This is a genomic window from Vibrio crassostreae (genome assembly GCF_041439375.1).
Taxonomy (GTDB): Bacteria; Pseudomonadota; Gammaproteobacteria; order Enterobacterales; family Vibrionaceae; genus Vibrio; species Vibrio crassostreae_D.
Window position 1 is genome coordinate 45136 of record NZ_JBGONY010000008.1, and the last position, 25328, is coordinate 70463.

The window sequence follows — 25328 nt, forward strand, 5'->3', positions numbered from 1 at the left end:
AACTATTGACCTTTCAATGCTTTATTTGAGAGTAATACGCTTTATTTCTGAAAGGACGGCTTTGCGGAGGTCTGCCAGTTTTACTTTTCGTTCGTTATGCCAAGGCATAGGACGCAGTAATGTCATGGCTTTTAAGCCCAGTCTCGCCGTAAGGATACCGACACCTAGCCCCTGCCCTGCTCGAGCTGAGACTTTGCCTGCAAGGTCCATCGAGACGAGATCCATGCTCGCATCAATCGCGAGTTCACTGGCTCCTGCAGCAGCCATGTTGATTAACACCAGTTTAAATAGCTTAATACGAGACCAGTAGCCAAGCTCGATACCATACACATCAGCAAGCTTGTCTATCATGGTGAAATTACGCCACGCCACCAGCAACATATCAGCAGCAGCCAATGGACTCACTGCAACCAAAGCCGCCGATTCGGTTGAGAACTTAGTGACGATTTGAGTAGCCACTTTATCTTGCTGAGCAACAACCAACGCATCGTACATATCCAACACTTCTGCATCACTGTGTGCTGGGTTAATGCTGTTTTGCCACTTATCGTACGAAGGTGACTCAGCAATAATACCGCCTTGCTTGGCGATGTTTTCACAGAACGCTTTACCCTTGCCGACACTTTGGCTTTGCAAGAGCTCTTCACTCTGCTCTTGCACACTAAAGTGGTCTTTAAGCGAGCGCAGTTTCCATAGCTCTTTGCCTATTGCGCCTAAACCCAATGAAGCAATGGCAGCAATAAAGCCAGCCCAACCCAACGCAAGCCAATCGGCAGTTTGAATCGCGATTATGACCGAATCAATTGCTTGCCATCCAACGAGGCCAGAAAAAGCGACCAGTAAGCCCGTTCCAAACCACTTCTTCTTTTTACTCGGTCGAATCACTTGTTCCAATTGCTGTTCAGCTTCACCATCAAGGTCGGTTTCCACTTGTGGCGCGACGGGTACAAACTTCTCTTGTACCGTAAATAGCTTTTGAGCACCCAAATCAGGGGTAACTTCACTCTTATCAGGCTCGTCGAACGAGGTCTTCAACGGTTCATCAAAGACCTGCTTTGTTTTTAATTCACTCATTTTGATTGCCTCAATTACTTCAACTTGTCGCCAATGAGATACTCTAAAACCTTGTCGACTCTCAGATGCTGACAAGGCTCATCGGAGTGTTGCTCCATTGGCCTAAAGCTCGTGAAATCAAATTGGTTGGTTTCCCAATACTGTTTGTTCGGCAGTTTGCGCGGCACCTCACCCGGATACATGGTTTGAGGCTCGTTATTTAAAGTGACACCTTGCAGTGCTGGAACATTGTCTGAACCCGACGAAATATATCCCGCACTGGTCGCTTGAATAGACGCGATGCTCATACAACTCATGTCGATATGTTCAAACGCCGCCTGTTGCCAAGCAGGGTGTACCATCTGCTGTAACAGTGATACTAAGTTCGGATGTTGATCCGGTGTCACGTGATCGGCCTTGGTTGCGGCGAACAAAATCTTGTCGATCTTCGGCGCAAACAAGCGTCTTAGCATATTGCTTCGCCCGTACTTAAAGCTCTTCAATAACTGTTCTAACGCACCACGCATGTCCATGAAAGAGTCATAGCCTGCGTTAAGTGGTTGTAAGCAATCCACCAGCACGATTTGTCTGTCGAACGTGGCAAAGTGATTCTTATAGAACGCCTTTACGACCTTCTGTTGATACTCTTCATAACGCGCTTTTAAAACCGCATAGTTGCTGGTTTTCGAGAATTTACCCTCGGGCGCAGCACACGGGAAGAATTGCAGCACAGGCGCACCTTCAAGCTCACCCGGCAATACGAATCGACCCGGCTGTACCCAATGCAGTCCGTTACTTTTACAAGTATGAAGGTACTGGGTATAGCTATCGGCAATCGCGACCAGTTTCTTTTCGTCCGCTTCTGCTAGCAAATCGATATCACCACGCATTGCGTTCCACTGTTGCGAGTAGGTTTCTCTATCGCCTTTGAGTGCGGCGAATTGGGATTGGCTCCAAGTATCAAAGTCCATATCCAGCAAAGGTAAATCAAGTAGCCACTCACCTGGATAATCGACAATATCGAGATAAAGGGTGCTGTTTTTGCTCAGCAGCTTCTTTGCGCCTTTAGCTGGCTTATATTTGATGGCTAGACGAATCTCACTGACATCGCGCGTCGGCACTGGCCATTCTGGTGGCTGCGCATTCAAAGATTCCATCGCCTCATCATAAGAGAAGCGTGGGATCATCATGTTGTGTTGCGGGATGCGCTTTGCGCCAATAATTCTTCCATCTCTCGCTGATGCAAGTAGAGGCAGATTTTTGTGGGTAGACGTATGAAGAAGCTGATTAACCAGCGAAGTAATGAAGGCTGTCTTACCCGCACGAGAAAGTCCAGTGACCGCTACTCGAATGTGAGAATCCGTTCCTCTGCTTATAAAGTCACTCATTTCTTGAGTTAGGTGTTTCATTTGAACGACTCCGTGATAGTTAGGCTAGCTGATTATGATAATAGAGAGGCAAGCCTATGTTCTTTCCCTGTTGGGATAATATGTATGCTTTTGCTTGTTCTTTTACTAATAGTAATGAGTATGCAATACACATTCTTAATGCTAGATGAATAAAAGCCCCTGACTACATTCATAATCAGGGGCTTTAGAATTTTTCTGCGATATCCGACTCTTAATCGTCTTCAATCAACTTGTAGATAACAAACAGTGCAATCTCTGCGATTAGCCAAAGTGCACAGGTAATCGTCACGTATTTATTATCAAAGATACTGATCCCTTTCAAGATCAGGTCGTAGCCAACAAAAGCACCAATCACCACTGCCAAGATAATCTGTAGGATCTGAATAAAACGAGGCATTCCTCTCTCCTATATTCTTATATCAAACTATGTGTTTATCACTATATCATTGATAATATGACAAAAGTGCAGATAATGCTGCACTTTTGTCTTTAACTTTCTGTCAAAAATTGCAATTCAAACGCTGAAGCTAGCGCCTGTTACGACTTTTGACTTCGGTAAATTATGCTTTTTCAGCTTCAGCAATTTTCACTTTCCACGTGTCAGGGCCGATCTGGTGCGCGTTCACGCCGTTCGAGTCAACAGCAACCGTTACCGGCATGTCTTCAACTTCAAACTCGTAGATCGCTTCCATACCGAGATCTTCAAACGCAACCACACGTGCTTTTTTAATTGCTTTAGCCACTAAATAAGCTGCACCACCAACCGCCATCAGGTAAACCGATTTATGTTGTTTGATTGACTCAACCGTTGCAGGGCCGCGCTCTGCTTTACCAATCATGCCCATAATGCCGGTTTCTTCTAACATCATGTCGGTGAACTTATCCATACGAGTAGACGTTGTTGGGCCAGCAGGACCTACCGCTTCATCGCCTACTGCATCAACAGGGCCTACGTAGTAAATGAACTTACCTTTCAGGTCGACACCTTCTGGTAAACCTTCACCACTTTCAAGCATGCCTTGAATACGCTTATGCGCTGCATCACGACCGGTTAAGATCTTACCTGATAGAAGAACCGTTTCGCCGGTCTTCCACTCTTGAACGTCTTCTTTAGTAATTTCATCAAGGTTAACACGGCGAGTATTTGCACCTGCTTCCCAAGTAATATCTGGCCACTCTTCTAACTTAGGTGGTGTTAGCTCTGCAGGGCCGCTGCCGTCTAATGTGAAATGTACGTGACGTGTTGCTGCACAGTTCGGGATCAAGCAGACAGGCTTAGAGGCTGCGTGCGTTGGCGCTGTTTTGATTTTCACGTCAACCACAGTTGTTAGACCGCCAAGACCTTGTGCGCCAATACCCAGTTTGTTTACACGGTTGAAGATATCTAAACGAAGCTCTTCTTCAGCGTTCTCTGGACCTTTGTCGATAAGCTCTTGAATATCGATGTGCTCCATCAGAGATTCTTTTGCTAGTACTGCTGCTTTCTCTGCCGTACCGCCAATACCTATGCCTAGCATGCCCGGTGGACACCAGCCCGCACCCATGGTCGGTAAGGTCTTCTCTACCCACTCTGCAATATCGTCAGAAGGGTTCAGCATAACCATCTTAGTTTTGTTCTCAGAACCGCCGCCTTTCGCTGCGATTTGGATTTCAACTTTGTTGCCCGGAACCATATTAATGTGAACAACCGCTGGTGTGTTGTCTTTGGTATTAATACGCTTACCTGCAGGGTCCATTAGGACAGATGCACGCAATGGGTTATCTGGGTTGTTGTAAGCTTGACGAACGCCTTCATCAACCATCTGTTGTACTGTTTGATCCGTTTCCCACCTAACATCCATACCGATGTTCACGAAACAAGTAACAATACCCGTATCCTGACAAATTGGACGATGGCCTTCCGCAGACATACGCGAGTTGATAAGAATCTGAGCGATCGCATCTTTAGCTGCTTGGCTCTCTTCTTTCTCGTACGCTTTTTCTAGGGCTTGGACAAAGTCTAAAGGGTGATAATAAGAAATGTACTGAAGTGCGTCAGCGACACTGCTGATCACATCTTGCTTACGAATAACCGTCATTGCATGCCTCTTTATTGTTCTGGTTCCATGTGGGTTCACAGTTTGGCTATATATGCCAAATCGAATTAGGTGGTTTAGCTTTTTATTGTGTTGAGCTGTATTTAGTTGCTTTAGCAATCGCTTGCATAGCTTTAAACTAAACCACTTGGATTAATCAAGAACCCATTTTATTTTCAATTTATGATACTCTTGCTTCCTCTCACACGCCATGCAGTGATCGAACTCTTTGTCACAAATTAAACAAATGAATAACAACGAATTTCGCTCTATCCAAATCAAGCCGCTTGAATATCAATCAACTTTAGCTAAACAGCTGTTTTCCCATGTTGAAAATCTGCCGTGGGCAATGCTATTACGCTCCGCTTCAGAAAGCCACGTTGATAGTCGATACGATATTTTAGTTGCTCAACCCATCGCCACCTTCGAGACAATCGGTGCAAAAACGACCGTTAATGTTAATGAGACGTGCGAGGTTTCAGACTCTGATCCTTTCGAGCTACTCGACCAATATCAGCAACAATTATTGCCTGTGACTAAAGAGCATGCTGAGTTGCCATTCATTGGCGGCGCTTTAGGCTACTTTAGTTATGATTTAGGCCGCAGAGTCGAGACTCTGCCTTCACGCGCAAAGCGCGATATTGAAGCACCAGACATGGCGGTTGGCTTGTATGAATGGGCTGTAGTGATTGACCATAAATTAAAGACAGCTTGTATTGTCGGCAATAATATCGAACAACATCATGATTGGCTGATGCAGCAATTGGTTCAATCAAAGCCAACACACGCAGCCTTTGGATTAACCACACCATGGCAATCCAATATGAGCGAAGAGAGCTACGCCACCAAGTTCGATAGTGTTCAAGAATATCTGTTATCCGGTGACTGTTATCAGATTAATTTGGCTCAGCGCTTCAATGCCCAATACCAAGGCAGTGAATGGTTGGCTTATGACAAGTTAGAGCAGTACAACTCAGCGCCCTTTTCTGGCTTTATCCGTTTGGCCAACTGCGCAATCATCAGTGTTTCGCCAGAACGTTTCTTAGAACTCAAAGACAACGTAATTGAAACCAAGCCAATCAAAGGCACACGCCCGCGTTCTGACGACCACGTGATTGATGATGCTAACGCGCAGGACCTAGCAAGCGCCGATAAAGATCAGGCGGAAAACCTAATGATTGTCGACCTACTTCGTAATGACATTGGCCGAGTAGCAAAGCCAGGGACAGTTCATGTACCAAAGTTGTTCGATATCGAAAGCTTCCCTGCCGTGCACCACTTGGTAAGCACGATACGAGCAGACCTTGATGACCAATATTCTGCGACGGACCTCCTGAGAGCGTGTTTCCCTGGCGGTTCGATTACTGGCGCACCAAAAGTTCGCGCCATGCAGATCATTGAAGAGTTAGAACCACATCGACGTTCAGCGTACTGCGGCAGTATTGGTTACATCAGCCGAAATGGCAGAATGGACACCAGCATTACCATTCGTACCTTGGTCGCAGAGAACAACACGCTTTATGCATGGGCTGGCGGTGGTGTAGTATTTGATAGTGATTGTGCTTCTGAATACCAAGAAACACTGGATAAGCTAAGTCGAATTCTACCGGTACTTGAAGATTGCTAAACCTAGTGTCATTAACTGCTAGTTCCGCGACTTAATGACGAGTTCCGCAGCTTAACGGCCAGCAAAAGCTCTATATAAGAAGAAACCGAAGGATCGCAAGATCACTTCGGTTTTTTGTCTTTAAACTAGAGTACATAACTCACAACGCTTTATTGGCCCGTTTACGCAACCTTCACCGCAGAGACACCCCACTTCTTAAGCATCTCTTTAAGATCATTGGCGGTGTAAGGCTTACTCAAAATGTCATCCATTCCACACTGAATACAGCGTTCCCGCTCTTCAAGCGTCGTTCCGGCAGTGAGAGCAACTATAGACTTAGAATACCCTTTCTTTCTTAGCTTCTCTGTCGCTTCAAAGCCGTCCATAACGGGCATTCTGCAATCCATGAACACAATGTCGTATTCGTTGTCAGAAGCAAGCTCTAGCCCTTCGATTCCATTAGTGGCAATAGCAGGCTCTATCTCGTATTTGCGTAGCATTTGCTGGATGATGATCTGGTTCATCTTAATATCATCAACCACCAGCACTTTAAGCAGTGACAATTCCGCCTCTGACTCAAAGCCTTTAGTGACACTGTCATTCTCTGCTGGCACATCGACAACTTGAAGAGGAATCGAGATGGTAAAAGTCGTGCCTGAGCCAACAACACTGGTCACGCTAATATCACCGTGCATCAAACCTACTAGCTTACGACAGATGGCGAGACCAAGCCCTGTCCCTTCGTAGTTTCGGCTACTTGAATTATCCGCCTGAGTAAAAGGTTCAAACAGTGTCTTATGAGAGGATTGAGCGATCCCAACTCCAGTGTCCTCTACGGAAAAAATAAATTGGTCTCTCAACCATTTAATCTCAACGCTCACATGTCCTTTATCCGTGAACTTGATGGCGTTTCCAATCAAGTTTACGAACAGTTGAGTAATACGCTCTAAGTCACCATAGAAATGGCTCGGTACACCTTTGTCTACATCAACATCAAACTTAAGCTGCTTTTCAAGTGCTCGATTGGTAAAGATACTATCGATAGTATTTCTCAAATCATGAAGCGCGAACTTCTTCGGTATTAACTCCAACATTCCCGCGTTGATTTTACTGTAATCCAATAGGTCATTAATGATGGTTCTGAGAAACTCTCCAGATTGACTTAAGTTGTTCACTATTTCACGTTGAGAGCTATTCAGTTCGGTATCGCTAATCAATTCGGCACTACCTAGTAGGCCATTAAGCGGGGTTCTTAATTCATGGTTGATCATTGCGACAAAGTCACGCGTTGCTCTTTCAGATTCTTCTGCTCGTTTACGTGATTCAATGTTTCGATTGATAGCAAGCTGGTGGGTTAAGGCACTACAAATAAGGTCGGTAACTAACAACAGTTGGCTTTGGATGAATTCGAAATCTTGGTCTAATACCCTGACCTTCACAATTAACGCGCCGACTATGACCTTTTCAACCTCTAATGGCACGGTAAGGTGGTTGCCTTGCCAATGAGGCTCTTGAATATCTTGCTCTATCACCTCGACGGTTTCGTCACCATAGTCATAAGTGTGTAATTGAGGGAGCAGCTTGGGAGGCAAAATCAAACGACTGGCTTCAATCAGATAACTGTTGGTCACACTTGTCGTCAATTGTGACAACATGACGTCATCAAGATCATTACTCAGAAAAGCGCGTCCGAAATCAATCAACAGGTTGTCGATTTGTTCTTGGAATTCAATGCGACGTATGTTTGCATTGGAACGCTTCTCTAACTGACGCAGTGCAAGCTCGAGTTGTTGGTTGGCCTCAAAAAGTTCAAGGCTCTTTTGTTCCAACAAAGCTTCTGCTGCTTTTCGCGCAGCAATTTGGCGTTTAAGTTTTTTCTCTAGGGCTGAGGCCGGATCCATATCACTTTTCTACTTTGAGATTAAACCTAACCACGCTCTGGTCATCATTTTGTGGCGTCATCTCCACCGCAATAGATTCACCGTGGTATTCAGCGCACCCTTCGATAAGCCCTAAACAAACATGAGACATACATCTTGCGCTTTTGTAGTCAAAAACAAGTTGTGCTTCGGTCGTGGTGATAAAACTGAATTCAGGTGGCTCAGCATCTGGATAAAGCTTCTTCACTTCAACGTGAATGTAGCGCTCTACGTGCTGAATAAATTGAAAGGTGGTATTGCTGTGAGCAAGGCTCGCTTTATTCGGCAATGAGGCTAATAAGTTCTTAAATACGGACTGCCCGAAAACGCGTTGCAAGCTTGCTGCATCTATATCGGTTTTTTTGCTCAGATTAATGATGAGTTTAACCAGATCTTTGTGGTCGTAACTTCCGACAGATGTGTAGATCCCTTCATCTTCTGACATCTCTAGAACTTCTTCCAAAAGCTCTAACCCAAACTTGTCTTCAACAAGCTCTAAAAATTCGGTGAATATGATTCCTTTCATCTCATACCTTTTCTTCTATTTCTTTTTAGAATGGTTCACTAAGTCATTGTTATCAAATTCTTAAACACAAAATCTACGCTTCGTAACCCAATTTTATGACATGGGTAACGCTTACTCGCAGATGCGTACATATTGAATATAGCAAAAACCGGCATTTTAAGGATGTCAGTCACAACGTGGCCCTTAATTACGCCTAGTTAATAGCTAAACTAAAGGTAAGTAAATGAAGACACACTCAAAATTGGTAATCAGCCCACGGTTATGTCTATACTTAAAATCATAATAATCAATATATTGGCTTGATATGAATAAAGAAAACTTCCTTCAACAATTCCAACTAAACCCTACCGTTGGCTATCACCCAGAGTCAGTAGAGCGTGTTTCGCATATCAGTGGCGATCAATTACGTAAAGCGGCAGTGGTGGTAGGTTTAGTTGAAAGAGAAGATGGTTTACATGTCATTTTTACTAAAAGAGCCGCTCATTTAAAGCATCATCCTGGCCAAGTCAGTTTTCCTGGCGGTAAACATGAACTCTCTGACCCTTCTATGCAATTTACTGCACTTAGAGAGCTCCATGAAGAGGTAGGAATTCGATCAGATCAAGTTAAAATTGTTGGGCAATTACCAGCTTTGAGTACTATTAGTAAATTTTCTGTGACGCCGATTGTTGCTATGGTCGATCCTGACTATGAAGCCATTATCGATGAGAACGAAGTTGCCTCTATTTTTGAGGTGCCTGCCACCTATGTTTTAGACCAAGCCAAGTTACACAGCCACACTGTTAACTTCAAACAAATCAAGCATCGTGTTTTTGCTATGCCCTTCCAAGAGCACCTAATTTGGGGCGTTACGGCGCAAATTATCCAATCGCTGCAGCAGCATGTAGTGCAACAAATCACATAGCAACTACGTTTTGTTTAATCTCTGTTAACAAATCGCAAGCTTTGTATGGAACAGAATTATTAATGCAATTTTACGCAAACGTTTACTTGCTATAGATCTATACAACCCGCCCTTTCACATAAAAAAAACTAATACCAAGCATAAACATAAATCACCTGTGGCACGCTATTTTCGTGATCAAAAATCCGTTTTTCGCATATCATGTGACACGCCGTTTCATTACATGATTTAGATCTATTTTTTGTAGAAGAAAATTCTGCAGAATTAGCCCCGACTTATTTCCTGTTCCCAAAAAATGAGTAATTTAACATGAACACAACAACTTCTTCGGCAAATGCCGTTAAAGATTCAAGCAAGTTTAACTATAAAGATTTTACCTGGTGTTTATCACTATTCGGTACAGCAGTTGGTGCTGGCGTACTATTTCTTCCAATCAAAGCTGGTGCGGGTGGTTTTTGGCCATTAGTTATCCTAGCTCTAATCGCGGCACCGATGACTTGGTTCGCACACAAATCTCTAGCTCGCTTCGTACTGTCAGCTAAAAACCCTGAAGCAGATATTACAGACACAGTTGAAGAGCACTTCGGTAAGACTGGCGCAAACATTATTACTTTTGCTTACTTCTTCGCTATCTACCCAATCGTTCTTATCTACGGTGTTGGTATCACAAACACGGTTGATTCTTTCCTAGTAAACCAAATGGGTATGGAATCTATTCCACGTCCTCTTCTTTCTGGTGCACTTATCCTTGCTATGACAGCAGGTGTTGTATTCGGTAAAGAGCTGATGCTTAAAGCAACGTCAGCGATGGTTTACCCACTAGTATTCATCCTACTAGCACTATCTTTCTACCTAGTTCCTGATTGGAACACTTCAATGATGGACGTAAGCCCAGAATGGTCAACAATGCCTTCTATTATCTGGCTTGCTATTCCAATCATCGTGTTCTCTTTCAACCACAGCCCAATCATTTCACAGTTCTCTAAAGAGCAACGTCGTGTATACGGTGAAGACGCAGTTAAGAAAACTGACCAAATCACTGGCGGCGCAGCAATGATGCTTATGGGCTTTGTAATGTTCTTCGTATTCTCTGTAGTGCTTTCTCTATCTCCAGAGCAACTAGCAACAGCACAAGCACAGAACATCTCTGTTCTTTCTTACCTAGCTAACGTACATGAGTCTCCACTTATCTCTTACATGGGTCCTCTAGTAGCGTTCGCAGCGATTACTTCAAGCTACTTCGGTCACTTCCTAGGTGCTCACGAAGGTCTTGTTGGTCTAATCAAGTCTCGCTCTGGTTCTTCAATCTCTAAGATTGAGAAAGCTTCTCTAGCGTTCATCGTTGTTACAACTTGGATTGTTGCGGTAGTTAACCCAAGCATCCTAGGTATGATTGAAACAATGGGTGCTCCAATGATTGCAGCTATCCTGTTCCTAATGCCTGTATTCGCAATGAACAAAGTACCAGCAATGGCTAAGTACAAAACTTCAGCACCTGTACAAATCTTTACAGCTTTATGTGGTCTAGCGGCTATTAGTTCTGTAATCTACGGCGCTCTTTAATCTCAAGCCCTTTTTATAAGATTACATCCATCTTATATCGCGAGATTAAACAAAAAATATAATGATAATAAATGAGCCTCCCTACTCCCCTTGGGAGGCTCTCTTTTTGAGGTAATCGCTATGATTAGTGTATTTGATATCTATAAAATCGGTGTTGGTCCATCGAGCTCACACACAGTTGGACCAATGAAAGCGGGTAAAGAGTTTATTGATGACCTACGTTCAATGGGAAAATTGCGCGACATCACTAAAATCACCGTGGACGTATATGGATCACTATCACTGACAGGGAAAGGTCACCACACAGATATCGCAATCATCATGGGTCTTGCTGGCAATACTCCTGAGCGTGTTGATATCGATTCTATTGCAGGCTTCATTGCTCGCGTAGAAGAAACTGAGCGCCTTCCTGTTGGCATGCACTGTCATACAGTATCGTTCCCACGCGATGGCGGTATGAACTTCCACACTAGCAACCTTTCTCTACACGAGAACGGCATGAGCATCCATGCATGGGTTGGTGACGAAGTTGCATACTCAAAAACGTACTACTCAATTGGTGGCGGTTTTATCGTTGACGAAGAGAACTTCGGCAAAGAAGAAGAAAACCCAATCAAAGCACCTTACGAATTCACTACAGCTGAAGAGCTGGTTAATCAGTGTAAAGAAAGCGGTCTTTCTATCAGTACACTGGTTATGAAAAACCAAGCAGCATTCCACTCAGACGAAGAGTCTCGCACTTACTTCGCTAACATCTGGAAAACGATGCGTGAGTGTATGGATCGCGGTATGAATACTGAAGGTATCCTGCCTGGTCCACTGCGTGTACCTCGTCGTGCAGCAGCACTTCGCCAACAGCTAATGACTTCAGAAAAAACAACTAACGATCCAATGTCGGTTGTTGACTGGGTAAACATGTTTGCTTTCGCAGTAAATGAAGAAAACGCAGCTGGCGGTCGTGTAGTAACGGCACCAACAAACGGCGCATGTGGCATCATCCCTGCGGTATTGGCTTACTACGATAAGTTCATCCAAACAGTGACAGAGAAAGATTACATCCGTTACTTCGCTGCTTCTGGCGCGATCGGTGGTCTTTACAAGCGTAACGCTTCTATCTCTGGTGCTGAAGTTGGCTGTCAGGGTGAAGTTGGTGTGGCATGTTCTATGGCTGCTGCTGGTCTTGCTGAGCTTATGGGTGGTAGCCCTGAGCAAGTATGTATGGCTGCAGAAATCGGCATGGAGCACAACCTAGGTCTAACGTGTGACCCAGTTGCTGGCCAAGTACAAGTACCATGTATCGAGCGTAACGGTATTGCAGCAGTTAAAGCAATCAACTCGACTCGTATGGCACTTCGTCGTTCTTCTGCTCCTACTGTTTCTCTAGATAAAGTTATCGAAACGATGCTAGAAACAGGTAAAGACATGAACGCTAAATACCGTGAGACATCTCAAGGTGGTTTGGCTGTTAAGGTTGTTTGTTAATCACTCTGAATTAATAAACCGATAATAAAAAAGGAACGCCGATGCGTTCCTTTTTTTGTAACTGAAATTGGTTGACTGATTTATTCACCCAACCAAATTGTTTTATTAAATCACTTGCGAGATAAGCAGGAAGCAACCAAACAACAATGAGAAAAGCATCATCGGCTTGCCACCTTCCGCGCTGTATCTATCTTCTGCTACTTTCATAAAGCGTTGCTTGTGAACCATCACCAGAGGAACGAACACAGCTAAGAACACTAAGATGATACCTGCGTAGTTCAACACTTGTAGGAACTTGTCTGCAGCAAGCAATGAACCTGCCAACGGTAAGATAAAGCTAATACAGTACGTTACTGCCGTATTTTGGTTGAACATGTCTTTGTTCTGGTTGAACAACGCCATCGCCACACCAAAGAAAGAGGTCAACAACGCCAACCCAGTGAAGGTAGACAGAACGTTACCCACCCAAGAAGATTGAGCCTCAAACGCCGCCATCAAATCGGATACGTTCTTAAAGCTTCTGAATTGCTCTTCACTCAAGTTACCCACTACCGCAAACAACCAGCACAAGTAACACACTAATGGGATCAGAGAACCGACGATCACCATGTTACGCAGCTGTTTGTCTGTCGCTTCGTGGTTGTAAGAAACTAAAGTTGGAATCACAACCATAAAGCCAAAGCTTGTAAACAGGATTGCACTGGTTTTGATTAAATCAACGTGGTCATGGCTGGTTACCTGCATCAAGTTTTCTTGAGTCATGCTCGGTGCCAAGAACGCCATGGTTGCAAATAAACTTGCAAGCATCACGAAGAACAATGCGCGGTTGAGTTTATCAATCACACCAGTACCACTTGCGACTACAGCGCCAGCAAGCAAGGTAAACACGATTTGGCTGGTAGTAGCGGTAATTTCGACGCCAAAGTTAGACAGTAACTTACTCAGCAAGTCACCTGCGCCCAGAATGTAAGCCATTAATAGACAAATCAATAACGCGTATAGCAAACCGTTGGTAAGCAACTGACCTTGTTTACCCAAGGTTTTTCGGGCAATAGAGTTTAATCCTAGACCACCACCCGCTTTGATGGTCGCTTCTAGAAGTAATAATGCTGCGTAAGTAGTACCGAAGCAGATCAGTACCATCAGCAGTGTGCCATAAAGCAATCCAAATTGAGCTAATACCATTGGGATCGCGAGCATACCGGCACCGAGAGCGGTACCAGCGATAATTAGGGAGCTACCCATCATTTTAATATTCATTATTTTTAACTTATTTGTTTAGTTTTTATAGGTGTGAGTCTTCGTGCATCAAGTGGATGACAAAGGAATTCAGATAGAAATAAAGTTATAAAACGAATAACAATAGGAGCGATAAGCGGTAAAGAAGCGTGCAGAGACGTTGTCGAACAGGGCGTTCAAAGGGGAGCTTGTCTTAAGAGAGGTAAAACGAGAAGCGTGAGTAAGCGTTAACTGATGTGGTGAACCTTCCGTAGGTTCAATAATCGGCGATGTAATCTTGAATTTCATGTATGTGTCCAATAATTGATTCACATTCCATAGTATTTGAAGCAGCGTATCCGTTGCTGCCCTACCTCTAGCATTAGAGATCTTCTCATCTTATCGAATGAGACTCGAAACACAACGCTATAACCACACTTTTTGCTATTAAATTGAACAAAATAGCCATCTGGATATAAGTTGACCACCAAACCTTCTAATACAATAACTTTCATTGATAAAAGACAAGCTGATAAATACATCTAGCCCATGGAACCCGAGACTCTCTCCTCTAACTAGAATCAAATTCACAACTCAACGTTATATTTTGACATAAGACATAACACAAACTTGCTACATCACAGAAACATAACCACAACCGGAGTATGGTCACACAATTCGCCATACCCCATAGGTGGTAGTGACTCTTACACGTACAGTATGCGCGTCATTAAAAAATAAAAAATTAATACCTTATGCGCTCAACTATAACCTTCAAAATTCTAGTGGCCCTCGCTATTGTGTTCACTTTTTTGCTAGCAATATCGACCTACTTTCAATATTCGCAACAAAAACAACTTGTTAACTCTGTATTGAGTGAACAGCTTCATGATAAGGCAAGTAACTATTTCGATAGCCTTAATATGATGATGCTGACTGGCACAATGACGCAAAAAGAGACCCTGCGTCAAAAAGCGTTAGCACAAGAAGGCATTGAAGACGTTCGTGTTTTGCGCGCTGACGCTGTAAGCAAGTTATACGGTCCCGGTAATGACAATCAAATACCTGTTGATGATATCGACAAGCGAGCGCTAGCAGGTGAAACGGTTATCGAACCCTTTTCTGCCGATTGGGGTAAAGGCTTGGTTATTGCTCTACCCATGAAGTCGAGTGAAGATTACCGGGGTACCAATTGCGTCGCCTGTCATATGGCACCAGAAGGCGAAGTATTGGGGGCAATTCGCCTTGAATACAACCTTAGTCATGTCAACTCGCTGATCAACACTCAAACCATGACCGCTATTGGCATTATGACGGTGATCTCGTTTGCCGGATTTGTTCTTACGATGGGATTAATTCGCAAGATTATCGTGCGCCCTCTTCAACAGACTTCTCGCTTCATGACCCAAGTCAGCAGCGATAAAAACCTGTCCACTCGCCTGCCTGAACAAAGTAAGGATGAGATTGGCACGCTGGCTAACTCCATCAACTCGTTCATGGGCACCGTATCTGACAGCTTAGAAAAGGTACAGAATACTTCGCATAAACTGAATGCGTCTGCCAACCAACTGACTAGCGTCGCGCAAATTACCGAGCAAGCCGCCAGCGACCAGCAAAGCGAAACCGCAGAAGTGCAACACAATGTCGAAGGGATACAGGCGCAACAAGTCAATGTAGAACAAGCCACTTTAACCGCTTCAGAACTCATCAATCACACCGCCGATGTAGCGTGTAAGAGTGCCAACCAAGCACACGACGCAAGCAGTGAGATAAAGAACCTAGTCAGCAGTATAGAAGAAGTGAAGCACAAGATACTGACACTCAATGAGCAAACCGGTGAGGTCTCTTCAATCTTGAGTGTTATTCGTGGCATTGCCGACCAAACCAACCTTCTTGCATTAAATGCAGCGATTGAAGCGGCTCGCGCCGGAGAACAAGGTCGAGGATTTGCAGTAGTTGCTGATGAAGTTCGTCACCTAGCATCAAGAACCGCCGAAGCAACAGGCAGCATTGAGTCAATCATTCATCAATTCCAGCAAGGCAGTGAAGAGTCTCTGACTTCGACCGATCGCGTTTGCGAACAAGCCCATCAAAGCTCCACCGATATCGACGCACTTTCAATAGAAATGAATGGGGTGGTTGAAGAGATGAAACAGGTGCTAGCTCACGCACAGAATATTCAGCAGCAAACGCAATCCACCACACAAGCGACTCAAGATGTTCAACAAAAGGTTGAAACCATCACCTCTCACGCCGACAACACATCGCAATCTGCTGCTGAAACTCGCGACATCAGCAATGACTTAGAAGAGCTGTCTGATCACCTTGAGTCACTGATTAATCAGTTTACTTTGTCGAGTACAAAGAAGAACCCATAGGTCTTCTACAACAAAAAAGCGCTCAACAATGAGCGCTTTATCTTCCTAACAATGTCTAGTTCAGGCTTTCAAACAACCTTAGACAATGATTAATGCGTAATGGAAACCGCGGTTAAGTCTTTATGCTTGTGGTACATCGCGTGTTTGAATATCAGATTCGCACTCACGCTATCCATTCCAGAAACCTCCACATAAGCCCCCTTTTTGCGGAACTTGAACACAACCTTATCAAGCGCCTCAACCGAAGTATTATCTAGGAACGAAGCATCCGATATATCGATCGTCACTAAAGAGGTCGCGTTGTCATAATCAAATAGATCGACAAACGCATCAGACGAAGCAAAGAAGACATGCCCTTTTACTCGGTGAATGGTGTGCATTTCGTTGGTCACCACTTCATCAGATATAAACACCATCGACTTGCTAGCATGTGCATAAAACAGAGCCGATAACACCACGCCAACCGCCACCCCAATCGCTAAGTTATGAGTAAACACCACCGCCACCACGGTCGCTAACATGGTTACATTAGTTGGAAGTGTGTGGTCTTTAAGCTCAACAATAGAACGCCACGAGAATGTGCCGATAGAAACCATGATCATCACAGACACTAAAGCTGCCATCGGTATCAGCTTCAACCAATCAGAAACAAACACCACCATTAATAACAAAACAACCCCGGCAATCATGCTGGATAATCGGGTTAAGCCACCTGATTTGATGTTAATGATCGACTGACCGATCATCGCACAACCCGCCATGCCACCAAAAAGGGAAGCCACGATGTTCGCAACGCCCTGCCCTTTACACTCATTGTTTTTATTGCTTTCAGTATCGGTCAGGTCATCCACTATTGTCGCTGTCATCAAGGATTCCAACAAGCCAACCAGAGATAGAGCAATCGAATATGGCAGGATGGTTGCAAGCGTCTCAAACGTTAATGGAATATTGGGAATTAAAAAGACAGGCAGTGAATCAGGAAGCTTACCCATATCGCCAATCGTTCTCACATCTAATCCGAACAACAAACTAATGACTGTCAGGGCAACAATCGCGACTAATGGAGAAGGTATTGCACGACCAAACTTGGGGAAATAAGGAAGCAGATAAATGATCGCCAAACCCAAAGCGACGAATACATAAACGCTCGAAGGGACGCTGACCAATTCAGGGAGCTGGGCCATGAAGATTAGGATGGCGAGCGCGTTAACAAATCCAGTAATCACCGATTTGGAAACAAAGTTCATCAGGTTACCGAGCTTGAGATATCCCGCCGCGATTTGAATAACGCCTGCAAGAAATGAAGCAGCAAGCAAGTACTCCAATCCGTGCTCTCTCACTAAGGTGACCATTAACAACGCCATTGCGCCTGTTGCTCCGGAAATCATTCCTGGGCGACTGCCAACCAAAGCGGTTACGACACAAATACAGAACGAAGCATATAGCCCTACTTTAGGGTCAACGCCTGCAATAATTGAAAATGCGATGGCTTCAGGGATCAATGCGAGTGCAACCACAACCCCAGATAATGAATCTCCTTTAACGTTTGATAACCAGTGTTTTTTTAAATAATTAAGCATGTAATTCTCTTTTACTTGTACAGCCAGTCCTGCCTTGTTGAGACATAATCTGATCGACTGTTTTTCTTGAATGAGCGAGCGCTCGAAAAGTGCGGGTGTAGAGAGAATGCAGGGGTTAAGGCGGCGTAATTAACACGTAGATATTAAACTCCTCTTGTTACTTTAGTGGGAAATTAAGAAGGTGATCAAGTCCAATATGACTGAATCCGCGCCAATATAGAGCGAGTTTCAACACAATCACACTCCAATTATTGAAAACAAAGGTTTCGATTACGCCTTGCTCGTTCAACAGCTCACATAGGGTGACAGGTAAGGCTGACGCTAAGATCGAACAAAAAACACACCCTCAAACCTATTTATCGTCAGTAGACACAATATTTCTTTCACCAAGCAAGAATAAAGGTTGAAGCTGTCGGTATGACAGGTAATATGTTCAATCGATTTAAAAAGTTTATACAACTTAATGTTTCGGCTAATTATTGTGCAAATGTATGTTTATTTGCAGCAATGCCAGAGACTTTGAGTTGAATTTGTCCCTCAATGGAGAATGAAATCAACATGACTTACGCGCCTGTAACAGACGTACTTGGCGGCAAGCTAGCGGTAGACAGTGAAGTAACTGTTCGCGGCTGGATCCGTTCACGTCGTGATTCCAAAGCTGGAATCTCTTTCCTTGCCATTTATGACGGCTCTTGTTTCGACCCGATTCAGGCCGTGGTTCCTAATAATCTTAATAATTACGAAAACGAAGTATTAAAGCTAACAACTGGCTGCTCTGTTGAAGTAACAGGTAAGATTGTTGAGTCTCCTGCGAAAGGTCAAGACTTCGAACTAGCAGCAACTGACGTTAAAGTTGTGGGTTGGGTTGAAGATGCTGACACTTACCCAATGGCTAAGACACGTCACTCTATCGAATACCTTCGTGAAGTTGCTCACCTACGTCCACGTACAAACGTGATTGGCGCAGTAGCACGTGTACGTAACTGTCTATCTCAAGCGATTCACCGTTTCTACCACGAGCAAGGCTTCTTCTGGACTTCTGCTCCGCTTATCACTGCATCTGATGCAGAAGGCGCTGGTGAAATGTTCCGCGTTTCTACGCTTGACATGGAAAACCTACCACGCACTGAAAAAGGCGACGTAGACTTCAACGAAGATTTCTTCGGTAAAGAGACGTTCCTAACAGTATCTGGCCAACTTAATGCTGAAGCTTATGCTTGTGCACTAAGCAAGGTTTACACGTTCGGTCCTACGTTCCGTGCTGAAAACTCAAACACAAGCCGCCACCTAGCTGAGTTCTGGATGGTTGAGCCTGAAGTTGCGTTTGCAGACCTTAACGATGTAGCGAAACTGGCTGAAGACATGCTTAAGTACGTTTTCGCTGCTGTTCTTGAAGAGCGCCGCGACGACCTTGAGTTCTTCGCTTCTCGCATCGACAAGCAAGCAATTACTCGTCTAGAGCAATTCGTTGACGCTGACTTCGCACAAGTTGACTACACTGACGCAATCCAAATCCTACTAGATTCTGGTAAGAAATTTGAATTCGACGTTGAGTGGGGCATCGACATGTCTTCTGAGCATGAGCGTTACCTAGCTGAAGAGCACTTCAAAGCGCCTGTTATCGTTAAGAACTACCCGAAAGACATCAAAGCTTTCTACATGCGCTTAAACGACGACGGCAAAACAGTTGCAGCAATGGACGTACTTGCACCAGGCATCGGTGAAATCATCGGTGGTGCACAACGTGAAGAGCGTCTAGACATTCTAGACGAGCGTATGATTGCTATGGGTATCGACCCTGAGCACATGAGCTGGTACCGCGACCTACGTAAATACGGTACAGTGCCGCACGCTGGCTTTGGTCTTGGTTTCGAGCGTCTAGTATCTTACGTAACAGGTATGGGCAACGTTCGTGACGTGATTCCATTCCCACGTACGCCACGCTCTGCAAACTTCTAATTCGAAAATCTATTCGATTTATAAGTTAAGAACAAATAAAACCTCCGCAATTGCGGAGGTTTTTTTATGTTCTGAATAAAACAAGGCGACGGCTGCTTCTGCTTCTGCTTCTGCTTCTGCTTATCACCATCAGAGACTAGTTATTCAAAAACTAATCAACATCTTGGTCTATAGCGTATTTTATTGCGAGACCGCAGATTGCCATCATAACGAACGGGATAGCCGCAGTGGTGTATTCCGCCCATGCCATATCAGCGAACGCTTTTGCTAGCAGTACGTGGCCGAGAATAAGCAGAAGCGCACACACAATCGCGACGATAATCAACTTAACTTCATTTCCCATAGTCATTTTCAACATAACGGTATCTCCAATATTTGGTCTACCGTTATTGAACCATAACTCTCTGGTCAATTAGGCGTACAGTTACGCCACAAACAACCCGTACAGTTGGAATGATTGTCTTTTTTATGAGGGACTTAAGGTTTTACGAGTTCGTGAGTTGATGTGCAAGTTTACCAAGCAAGATAAGCGCTTGTTCTTTCTCTTCTGTCAATTCATAAGAGAAGTTCAATCGTATCGCGTTATCCACTCTGCCCTGCTCACTGAACAGATCGCCAGATGCGACGCTAATACCTTGCTCAATAGCCAGTTGATGAAATTGTTGGCTGTCGAATTTTTCAGAGAAACGAATCCATATAAAGTAGCCACCAGCTGGTTCTTCAATCTCGATTGAATGCGGGAAGTACTGCTTAATGACGTCTATAAATCGCTCTTTCCTGACTAACAGGTTTTTACGTAGTTTACGAAGGTGATTGTCGTAGCTTTCATGCGTTAAGAAATGGGCGACACCAAGTTGAACGGGAGCGCTACTCGATAACGTAGAAAGAAGCTGCAATTTTTGAATCGCATCGTTAAAACGCGTGTTCACAACCCAACCTACTCGATAGCCCGGACATAAGCTTTTTGAATACGACCCACACAGCAAAACAGAATCTGTCTTATCGAAAGCCTTTAGTGGTTTCGGTTTATGACCTTCGTAATAAAGGTCGCCATACACGTCATCTTCAATAACGTAGGTTTCGTGTTGTTCTGCAATCTCTACCACACGGCGCTTCGCCTGTTCCGACAAACTGGTTCCCGTCGGGTTCTGAAAAGTCGTCATCAGCCAACACGCTTTGACATTGTGGTTTTGTAGTGCGTTTTCAAACTGCTCTATATTCAACCCATTAATTGGGCAAACATCCACTTCGATAGGGTTAAGCCCTAGCCTTTCGACGGCCTGCAGAGCACCATAGAATGCGGGAGATTCTATCACTACGTTATCACCCGGCTTAGTGACCGTTTGCAGGCTCAAGTTGAGCGCTTCCATTGCACCTGACGTAATCACGATGTCTTGATGATTAACTGTAATGCCTTGCTGCAGATAACGCTGTGCGATTTGCCTTCTTAAAGACTCACTTCCAGGAGGCAGATTGTTAATCACACTGGCACCCGTCATCTTCCTGCCGGCACTGGCTAGATTTCGAGTCAAGGTAGGTAATGGGAAAAGGTCAGGATCGGGGAATGCTGAGCCAAAAGGAATCACACCCTCTGCTGAACTCGATTTCAAAAAGTCGAATAAGCGATCATTAATGGCTTTCTTTTTGTGTACTAACGGCAGTTCATAATCAACGCCGTCCACACGTGGTGCAACAAAATAGCCCGACTGAGGCTTAGCGATGATCCACCCTTCGCTTTCTAACAATTGGTAGGCTTGTAAGACAGTACTATTGCTGACGTTGTAATTTCGACAACTCATGCGTACCGAAGGGATCTTCTCTCCGGATCGCCAAGTGTTATTAGCGATCTGAGTTCGAATATCCTTTGCAAGCTCTTCATAACGCGCCATCTAATTGTACTACCTAGATAAATTCTAATAAGCCAGGGATTTTATCACTAACGTTAACAACTATTGCTGCTATCCATATGATTGGACCTAATTTCTATAATAGTGTGAATTGGTTCACAGATAACTTTGTATGCTTTGCTAAGTTTGTAACCAAGGCGGGAGCCAAGTTCGTTCTACGCCTCTATAATTTGATGTAACCCAAAAAACATGCGAGATAACAATGAAAAAAATAGAAGCAGACCAGTTAAGTTATAAAGGAGAGTCAAACGGTGTTCATAGTTGGACAACACCGAGTGGCCAGCCATATTACTGGCACCCAGATTGGCTACATATCGCTTTGGATGCAACAGGCTCACATCCAAAGCAGAAGATCGACGTCGATCAAGACCAAGCACCAACAGAGAAACACGCGGTGTCTGCTATTCTGAAACACCTTAACCAATGGGCATCAGACAAACTAGCGTCTCACCCTGAGATTGAAACAGGTTCTATCGAAGCTGAAATCAACCTGAAAAAGTAATTGTTTTGAAGTAGATAGCGAACTCAATCACTCGCGATTCCACTCAAGTATACCGACTGAATAGCCTCTAATCTCAACGAGGCTATTCAATTATCTTCATAGTAATGCTGCAATAACCCCCACCTAGCTAACAAATCACTAACACAAACCAGTTTCTTGTATCATTCAACGAAAGCTATCGATAGAATTTCCGGTCTTATTCACGTCAGCTATGCTAACCATGCAAATCTCCAACGTCGTGAATTAATGTGAAAATCGTAAATCAATGTGAAAATCGCGTATTCGTAAACTTAGGATCAGTTACGAAACCCTAAGATGAAAATCAATAAAGGCTTATCGATGGATACTTCAAATTACAATCAATCGCTAACGACTAAATTATATGTCATCGCTGGCGTGCTGTTTGGCACCTACGGCAGTCGGGTGTGCCCAATGCTCGAAAGCTTAACGACGTTAGAGATTTTCACACAAGTCAGTATTGTGTTTGTCTTATTATGGCTCGCGCGTCGTTACTTATTAGCGCAACACACCTTAGTCAAACAAGGTCGCTTCGCGCAGCTCGATACCCTGCTATTTTTTGCTGCAAGTGTGCCTTTCGCGTTCTACTACAACTTAAGCTATGAATTCACCATAGATAGCAATTTGAAGGTGTTGTTTGGCATGAGCCTATTCGGCTTCTTTACCGGTACCATTCTTCAATTGAGCGCCCAACTCAGCCAAATGGATAAAATAGAGGCGACTGGGCAATTTGACTTCCAACTGATTGGCGAAAGGAGTTCGCTGGTTAAGCAAATGATTGGTTTGGTTATCGTGCTTCTGGTAACACTAACCACCATGCTAACTATGATCGCCGTCAAAGACATCTTTTGGCTAGAACATAACCCTGACCGCTTATTAGATGGCACCGGCAAGATCAGCGTGATCAAAGAGTTTATTTATCTGGCTGTGGTACTGGGTGGCTACGCGATTACCATTATGACGCTTTGGAGCAAGCTAATTAAGCGCATTCTCCTAAGCCAAGAGCACGCATTAAACAAAGTCACCAATGGCGAGCAAGGCGTTCGCTTACCTATTTTCGGCTACAACGAGCTTGGCTCAATGGCATCTATGACCAATACCATGCTTGATAGTCTCGAAACGGCACAAAACGAAGTCAAAACCACACGTGACGTTGCGATTGTAAGCTTGTCTGCGTTGGCAGAATCTCGAGACAATGAAACCGGTGCTCACATTCTGAGAACCCAAGAATACGTAAAGGTACTCGCACAAGAGCTCAGTAAGTCGGAAATCCACGCAAACTTGTTAACACCAAACTACATAGAGCTGCTTTACAAATCTGCCCCACTTCATGACGTAGGCAAAGTAGGCGTTCCTGATAACGTGTTATTAAAGCCGGGCAAATTAACTGACGAAGAGTTTGAGATAATGAAAGGTCACCCCGCAATTGGTGCTGAAGCGTTATCTATTGCAGAAAAGCAGTTGGGAAGTAGCTCTTTCTTAAGAGTTGCAAAGGAGATATCTCTGACTCACCACGAGAAATGGAATGGCAGTGGTTATCCCAATCAGTTGTCTGGTGAAGATATCCCGTTATCTGGCCGTTTAATGGCATTGGCCGATGTTTATGATGCTCTCATTTCGAAGCGAGTCTATAAACCAGCCTTTACTCATGAGCAAGCTAAACAGATCATTTTAGAAGGCAATGGGACGCATTTTGATCCGCAAGTTGTCGACGCATTTCTAGCGGTTGAACAAGCGTTTATTTCGATCGCAGCAACCTACAAAGATGGCAAAAATATCGCTAGTGAACTCGAATGCGAAAGCCTTGTAGCTCAGCCCGCATAATCTATTCAAAAACCACTAACTTCTTGCACCCTATAGGTTAATCCGTAGGGTGTTTTGTTATCAAATACCCTCTTTAGTCAATAAATCTGATTGAAATGGATTTTTTTTAGCCTTTCTGTTCACTTCGTATTGTCTTAAAAATTCCATACAGGTATAACTACCCATAGATACTATCCCCTCTCAATTGACATGGATGAAGATTATGTTTGAAAAAGTGTTAGCTGCTCCCGCCGATCCTATCCTCGGCCTTACTGAAGAGTTTAAAAAAGACTCTCGTGCAGAGAAAATCAACCTTGGTGTTGGCATCTACAAAAATGAAGATGGTCAAACGCCTGTACTTAAAACAGTAAAGAAAGCAGAAGCTGCACTTCTTGAAAACGAAAAAACCAAATCTTACCTAACGATTGAAGGTACCGCTGAATACGGTCTAGCGGTTCAAAAACTGCTTTTCGGTTCAGACGCAGAGATCGTAACGTCTCAACGTGCTAAAACAGCACAAGCGCCAGGTGGTACAGGTGCACTTCGCGTAGCGGGTGAATTCATCAAGCGCCAACTGGGTGACGTAAAAATCTGGATAAGTAACCCAACTTGGGCTAACCACAACGGCGTTTTCGCTGCTGCGGGTATCGAGACGGCTCAATACAGCTACTACAACGCTGAAACAAAAGATAAAGACTTCGCAGGCATGTTTGCTGACCTAGAGAAAGCTTCTGCAGGCGACATCGTACTTCTTCACGGCTGCTGTCATAACCCAACAGGTATCGACCCAACGGCTGAAGAGTGGGAAGTACTGGCTAAGCTGGTTGCTGAAAAGAAACTACTTCCTCTATTCGACTTTGCTTACCAAGGTTTTGCGAAAGGCGTTGAAGAAGATGCTGCTGGCCTACGTGTTTTTGCTAAATACAACAAAGAAATCCTTGTTGCTAGCTCATTCTCTAAGAACTTCGGCTTGTACAACGAGCGTGTTGGTGCATTCACACTGGTTGCGGAATCTGCAGACGTAGCAACAACAGCGTTCTCTCAAGTTAAGAGCATTATCCGCTCTATCTACTCTAACCCACCAGCGCACGGTAGCGCTGTCGTTACTCACATCCTTGGTGATGCTGATCTACGTGCTGAATGGGAAGCAGAAGTAGCAGAAATGCGTGACCGTATCCAAGAGATGCGCGAGCTATTCGTAACAACACTAAAATCAGAAGGTGTTGATGCAGACTTCACATTCATCGAACGTCAAAACGGCATGTTCTCTTTCTCTGGTCTAAGCAAAGAGCAAGTAACTCGCCTAAAAGACGAATTCGCAATCTACATTGTTGGTTCTGGCCGTATCAGTGTTGCTGGTATGACTAAGTCAAACATGGGTCCTCTATGTAAAGGTATCGCTGCGGTTCTTTAATCGTAAAGTGAA

20 protein-coding genes are annotated in these 25328 nt (G+C 44.2%); 9 read left to right on the forward strand and 11 right to left on the reverse strand.

Annotated features, from left to right (window positions below):
• Positions 1-21: 21 nt before the first annotated feature.
• From ACED45_RS05620 to ACED45_RS05635, 4 genes are all read right to left on the reverse strand, one after another.
• A complete protein-coding gene (locus ACED45_RS05620) occupies positions 22-1074 on the reverse strand; it encodes a YcjF family protein (protein WP_371713484.1) in 1053 nt (350 codons plus the stop codon).
• Positions 1075-1088: 14 nt separating this feature from the next.
• Positions 1089-2462 (reverse strand): YcjX family protein, encoded by a 1374-nt coding sequence (locus ACED45_RS05625; RefSeq protein ID WP_107899257.1) that lies wholly within the window; start codon positions 2460-2462, stop codon positions 1089-1091.
• 211 nt (positions 2463-2673) lie between these two features.
• Positions 2674-2859: a hypothetical protein gene (locus tag ACED45_RS05630; protein ID WP_004734731.1), complete on the reverse strand. Its 186-nt coding sequence runs from the start codon at positions 2857-2859 to the stop codon at positions 2674-2676.
• Between the two features lie 163 nt (positions 2860-3022).
• Complete coding sequence (locus tag ACED45_RS05635) at positions 3023-4540, reverse strand: fumarate hydratase (RefSeq protein WP_009847029.1); 1518 nt, start codon at positions 4538-4540, stop codon at positions 3023-3025.
• Between the two features lie 244 nt (positions 4541-4784).
• Here ACED45_RS05635 and pabB point away from each other — a divergent pair, with 244 nt between their 5' ends.
• Entirely contained in the window at positions 4785-6164 is a 1380-nt protein-coding gene (pabB, locus tag ACED45_RS05640; RefSeq protein ID WP_371713485.1) for an aminodeoxychorismate synthase component I, read from the forward strand.
• Positions 6165-6325: 161 nt separating this feature from the next.
• Here the strand turns inward: pabB and ACED45_RS05645 are convergent, their stop codons facing one another.
• Together ACED45_RS05645 and ACED45_RS05650 are read right to left on the reverse strand one after the other, a co-directional pair.
• Entirely contained in the window at positions 6326-8044 is a 1719-nt protein-coding gene (locus tag ACED45_RS05645) for an ATP-binding protein (RefSeq protein ID WP_048664806.1), read from the reverse strand.
• 1 nt (position 8045) lies between these two features.
• A complete protein-coding gene (locus ACED45_RS05650; RefSeq protein WP_017065424.1) occupies positions 8046-8588 on the reverse strand; it encodes a heme NO-binding domain-containing protein in 543 nt (180 codons plus the stop codon).
• Positions 8589-8892: 304 nt separating this feature from the next.
• Between ACED45_RS05650 and ACED45_RS05655 the strand changes: the two genes are divergently transcribed.
• The 3 genes from ACED45_RS05655 to ACED45_RS05665 all read left to right on the forward strand — a co-directional run bounded on the left by ACED45_RS05655 (position 8893) and on the right by ACED45_RS05665 (position 12537).
• Positions 8893-9492 (forward strand): CoA pyrophosphatase, encoded by a 600-nt coding sequence (locus tag ACED45_RS05655; RefSeq protein ID WP_050646805.1) that lies wholly within the window; start codon positions 8893-8895, stop codon positions 9490-9492.
• 309 nt (positions 9493-9801) lie between these two features.
• Positions 9802-11055 carry an aromatic amino acid transport family protein gene (locus ACED45_RS05660; protein ID WP_048658418.1) on the forward strand — a complete coding sequence of 418 codons (1254 nt, stop codon included), beginning with the start codon at positions 9802-9804 and terminating at the stop codon, positions 11053-11055.
• A 120-nt stretch (positions 11056-11175) separates the two neighbouring features.
• Positions 11176-12537: an L-serine ammonia-lyase gene (locus ACED45_RS05665; RefSeq protein WP_017060420.1), complete on the forward strand. Its 1362-nt coding sequence runs from the start codon at positions 11176-11178 to the stop codon at positions 12535-12537.
• 105 nt (positions 12538-12642) lie between these two features.
• On the opposite strand, the gene ACED45_RS05670 is transcribed toward ACED45_RS05665, so the two are convergent.
• Positions 12643-13785, reverse strand: a complete 1143-nt coding sequence (locus ACED45_RS05670) for an amino acid permease (protein ID WP_371713499.1) — start codon at positions 13783-13785, stop codon at positions 12643-12645.
• Positions 13786-13866: 81 nt separating this feature from the next.
• Positions 13867-14064, reverse strand: coding sequence for a hypothetical protein (locus ACED45_RS05675; RefSeq protein WP_123923953.1), 198 nt, complete (start codon positions 14062-14064; stop codon positions 13867-13869).
• 446 nt (positions 14065-14510) lie between these two features.
• On the opposite strand from ACED45_RS05675, the gene ACED45_RS05680 reads away from it, so the two are divergent.
• On the forward strand, positions 14511-16133 hold the full coding sequence (locus tag ACED45_RS05680) for a methyl-accepting chemotaxis protein (RefSeq protein ID WP_048658416.1): 1623 nt from the start codon (positions 14511-14513) through the stop codon (positions 16131-16133).
• An 89-nt stretch (positions 16134-16222) separates the two neighbouring features.
• Here ACED45_RS05680 and ACED45_RS05685 read toward each other — a convergent pair whose 3' ends face one another.
• Positions 16223-17713 (reverse strand): SulP family inorganic anion transporter, encoded by a 1491-nt coding sequence (locus tag ACED45_RS05685; RefSeq protein ID WP_371713486.1) that lies wholly within the window; start codon positions 17711-17713, stop codon positions 16223-16225.
• Between the two features lie 558 nt (positions 17714-18271).
• Between ACED45_RS05685 and asnS the strand changes: the two genes are divergently transcribed.
• The gene (gene asnS / locus ACED45_RS05690; RefSeq protein WP_017060416.1) at positions 18272-19672 is read left to right on the forward strand and encodes an asparagine--tRNA ligase; all 1401 of its coding nucleotides are present in this window, start codon (positions 18272-18274) and stop codon (positions 19670-19672) included.
• A 151-nt stretch (positions 19673-19823) separates the two neighbouring features.
• Here the strand turns inward: asnS and ACED45_RS05695 are convergent, their stop codons facing one another.
• Together ACED45_RS05695 and ACED45_RS05700 are read right to left on the reverse strand one after the other, a co-directional pair.
• A complete protein-coding gene (locus ACED45_RS05695; RefSeq protein WP_004734707.1) occupies positions 19824-20030 on the reverse strand; it encodes a hypothetical protein in 207 nt (68 codons plus the stop codon).
• Positions 20031-20157: 127 nt separating this feature from the next.
• Positions 20158-21561: an aminotransferase-like domain-containing protein gene (locus ACED45_RS05700; protein ID WP_371713487.1), complete on the reverse strand. Its 1404-nt coding sequence runs from the start codon at positions 21559-21561 to the stop codon at positions 20158-20160.
• A gap of 220 nt (positions 21562-21781) precedes the next feature.
• Here ACED45_RS05700 and ACED45_RS05705 point away from each other — a divergent pair, with 220 nt between their 5' ends.
• The 3 genes from ACED45_RS05705 (at position 21782) to ACED45_RS05715 (ending at position 25316) form a co-directional block, all read left to right on the forward strand.
• Positions 21782-22081, forward strand: coding sequence for a hypothetical protein (locus ACED45_RS05705; protein ID WP_371713488.1), 300 nt, complete (start codon positions 21782-21784; stop codon positions 22079-22081).
• A 315-nt stretch (positions 22082-22396) separates the two neighbouring features.
• Entirely contained in the window at positions 22397-23923 is a 1527-nt protein-coding gene (locus ACED45_RS05710) for an HD-GYP domain-containing protein (protein WP_371713489.1), read from the forward strand.
• 202 nt (positions 23924-24125) lie between these two features.
• Positions 24126-25316, forward strand: coding sequence for an amino acid aminotransferase (locus ACED45_RS05715; RefSeq protein ID WP_102478828.1), 1191 nt, complete (start codon positions 24126-24128; stop codon positions 25314-25316).
• The last annotated feature ends 12 nt before the right edge of the window (positions 25317-25328 follow it).

Excerpts from the sequence above, each read along its gene's own strand:
- ACED45_RS05620 (WP_371713484.1), bottom strand. The coding sequence starts at position 1,074 with ATGAGTGAATTAAAAACAAAGCAGGTCTTTGATGAACCGTTGAAGACC.
- ACED45_RS05675 (WP_123923953.1), bottom strand. The coding sequence starts at position 14,064 with ATGAAATTCAAGATTACATCGCCGATTATTGAACCTACGGAAGGTTCA.
- ACED45_RS05700 (WP_371713487.1), bottom strand. The coding sequence starts at position 21,561 with ATGGCGCGTTATGAAGAGCTTGCAAAGGATATTCGAACTCAGATCGCT.
- ACED45_RS05680 (WP_048658416.1), top strand. The coding sequence starts at position 14,511 with ATGCGCTCAACTATAACCTTCAAAATTCTAGTGGCCCTCGCTATTGTG.
- ACED45_RS05710 (WP_371713489.1), top strand. The coding sequence starts at position 22,397 with ATGAAAATCAATAAAGGCTTATCGATGGATACTTCAAATTACAATCAA.
- pabB (WP_371713485.1), top strand. The coding sequence starts at position 4,785 with ATGAATAACAACGAATTTCGCTCTATCCAAATCAAGCCGCTTGAATAT.
- ACED45_RS05650 (WP_017065424.1), bottom strand. The coding sequence starts at position 8,588 with ATGAAAGGAATCATATTCACCGAATTTTTAGAGCTTGTTGAAGACAAG.
- asnS (WP_017060416.1), top strand. The coding sequence starts at position 18,272 with ATGACTTACGCGCCTGTAACAGACGTACTTGGCGGCAAGCTAGCGGTA.
- ACED45_RS05685 (WP_371713486.1), bottom strand. The coding sequence starts at position 17,713 with ATGCTTAATTATTTAAAAAAACACTGGTTATCAAACGTTAAAGGAGAT.
- ACED45_RS05705 (WP_371713488.1), top strand. The coding sequence starts at position 21,782 with ATGAAAAAAATAGAAGCAGACCAGTTAAGTTATAAAGGAGAGTCAAAC.
- ACED45_RS05625 (WP_107899257.1), bottom strand. The coding sequence starts at position 2,462 with ATGAAACACCTAACTCAAGAAATGAGTGACTTTATAAGCAGAGGAACG.
- ACED45_RS05635 (WP_009847029.1), bottom strand. The coding sequence starts at position 4,540 with ATGACGGTTATTCGTAAGCAAGATGTGATCAGCAGTGTCGCTGACGCA.
- ACED45_RS05660 (WP_048658418.1), top strand. The coding sequence starts at position 9,802 with ATGAACACAACAACTTCTTCGGCAAATGCCGTTAAAGATTCAAGCAAG.
- ACED45_RS05665 (WP_017060420.1), top strand. The coding sequence starts at position 11,176 with ATGATTAGTGTATTTGATATCTATAAAATCGGTGTTGGTCCATCGAGC.
- ACED45_RS05655 (WP_050646805.1), top strand. The coding sequence starts at position 8,893 with ATGAATAAAGAAAACTTCCTTCAACAATTCCAACTAAACCCTACCGTT.
- ACED45_RS05630 (WP_004734731.1), bottom strand. The coding sequence starts at position 2,859 with ATGCCTCGTTTTATTCAGATCCTACAGATTATCTTGGCAGTGGTGATT.
- ACED45_RS05695 (WP_004734707.1), bottom strand. The coding sequence starts at position 20,030 with ATGTTGAAAATGACTATGGGAAATGAAGTTAAGTTGATTATCGTCGCG.
- ACED45_RS05670 (WP_371713499.1), bottom strand. The coding sequence starts at position 13,785 with ATGATGGGTAGCTCCCTAATTATCGCTGGTACCGCTCTCGGTGCCGGT.
- ACED45_RS05715 (WP_102478828.1), top strand. The coding sequence starts at position 24,126 with ATGTTTGAAAAAGTGTTAGCTGCTCCCGCCGATCCTATCCTCGGCCTT.
- ACED45_RS05645 (WP_048664806.1), bottom strand. The coding sequence starts at position 8,044 with ATGGATCCGGCCTCAGCCCTAGAGAAAAAACTTAAACGCCAAATTGCT.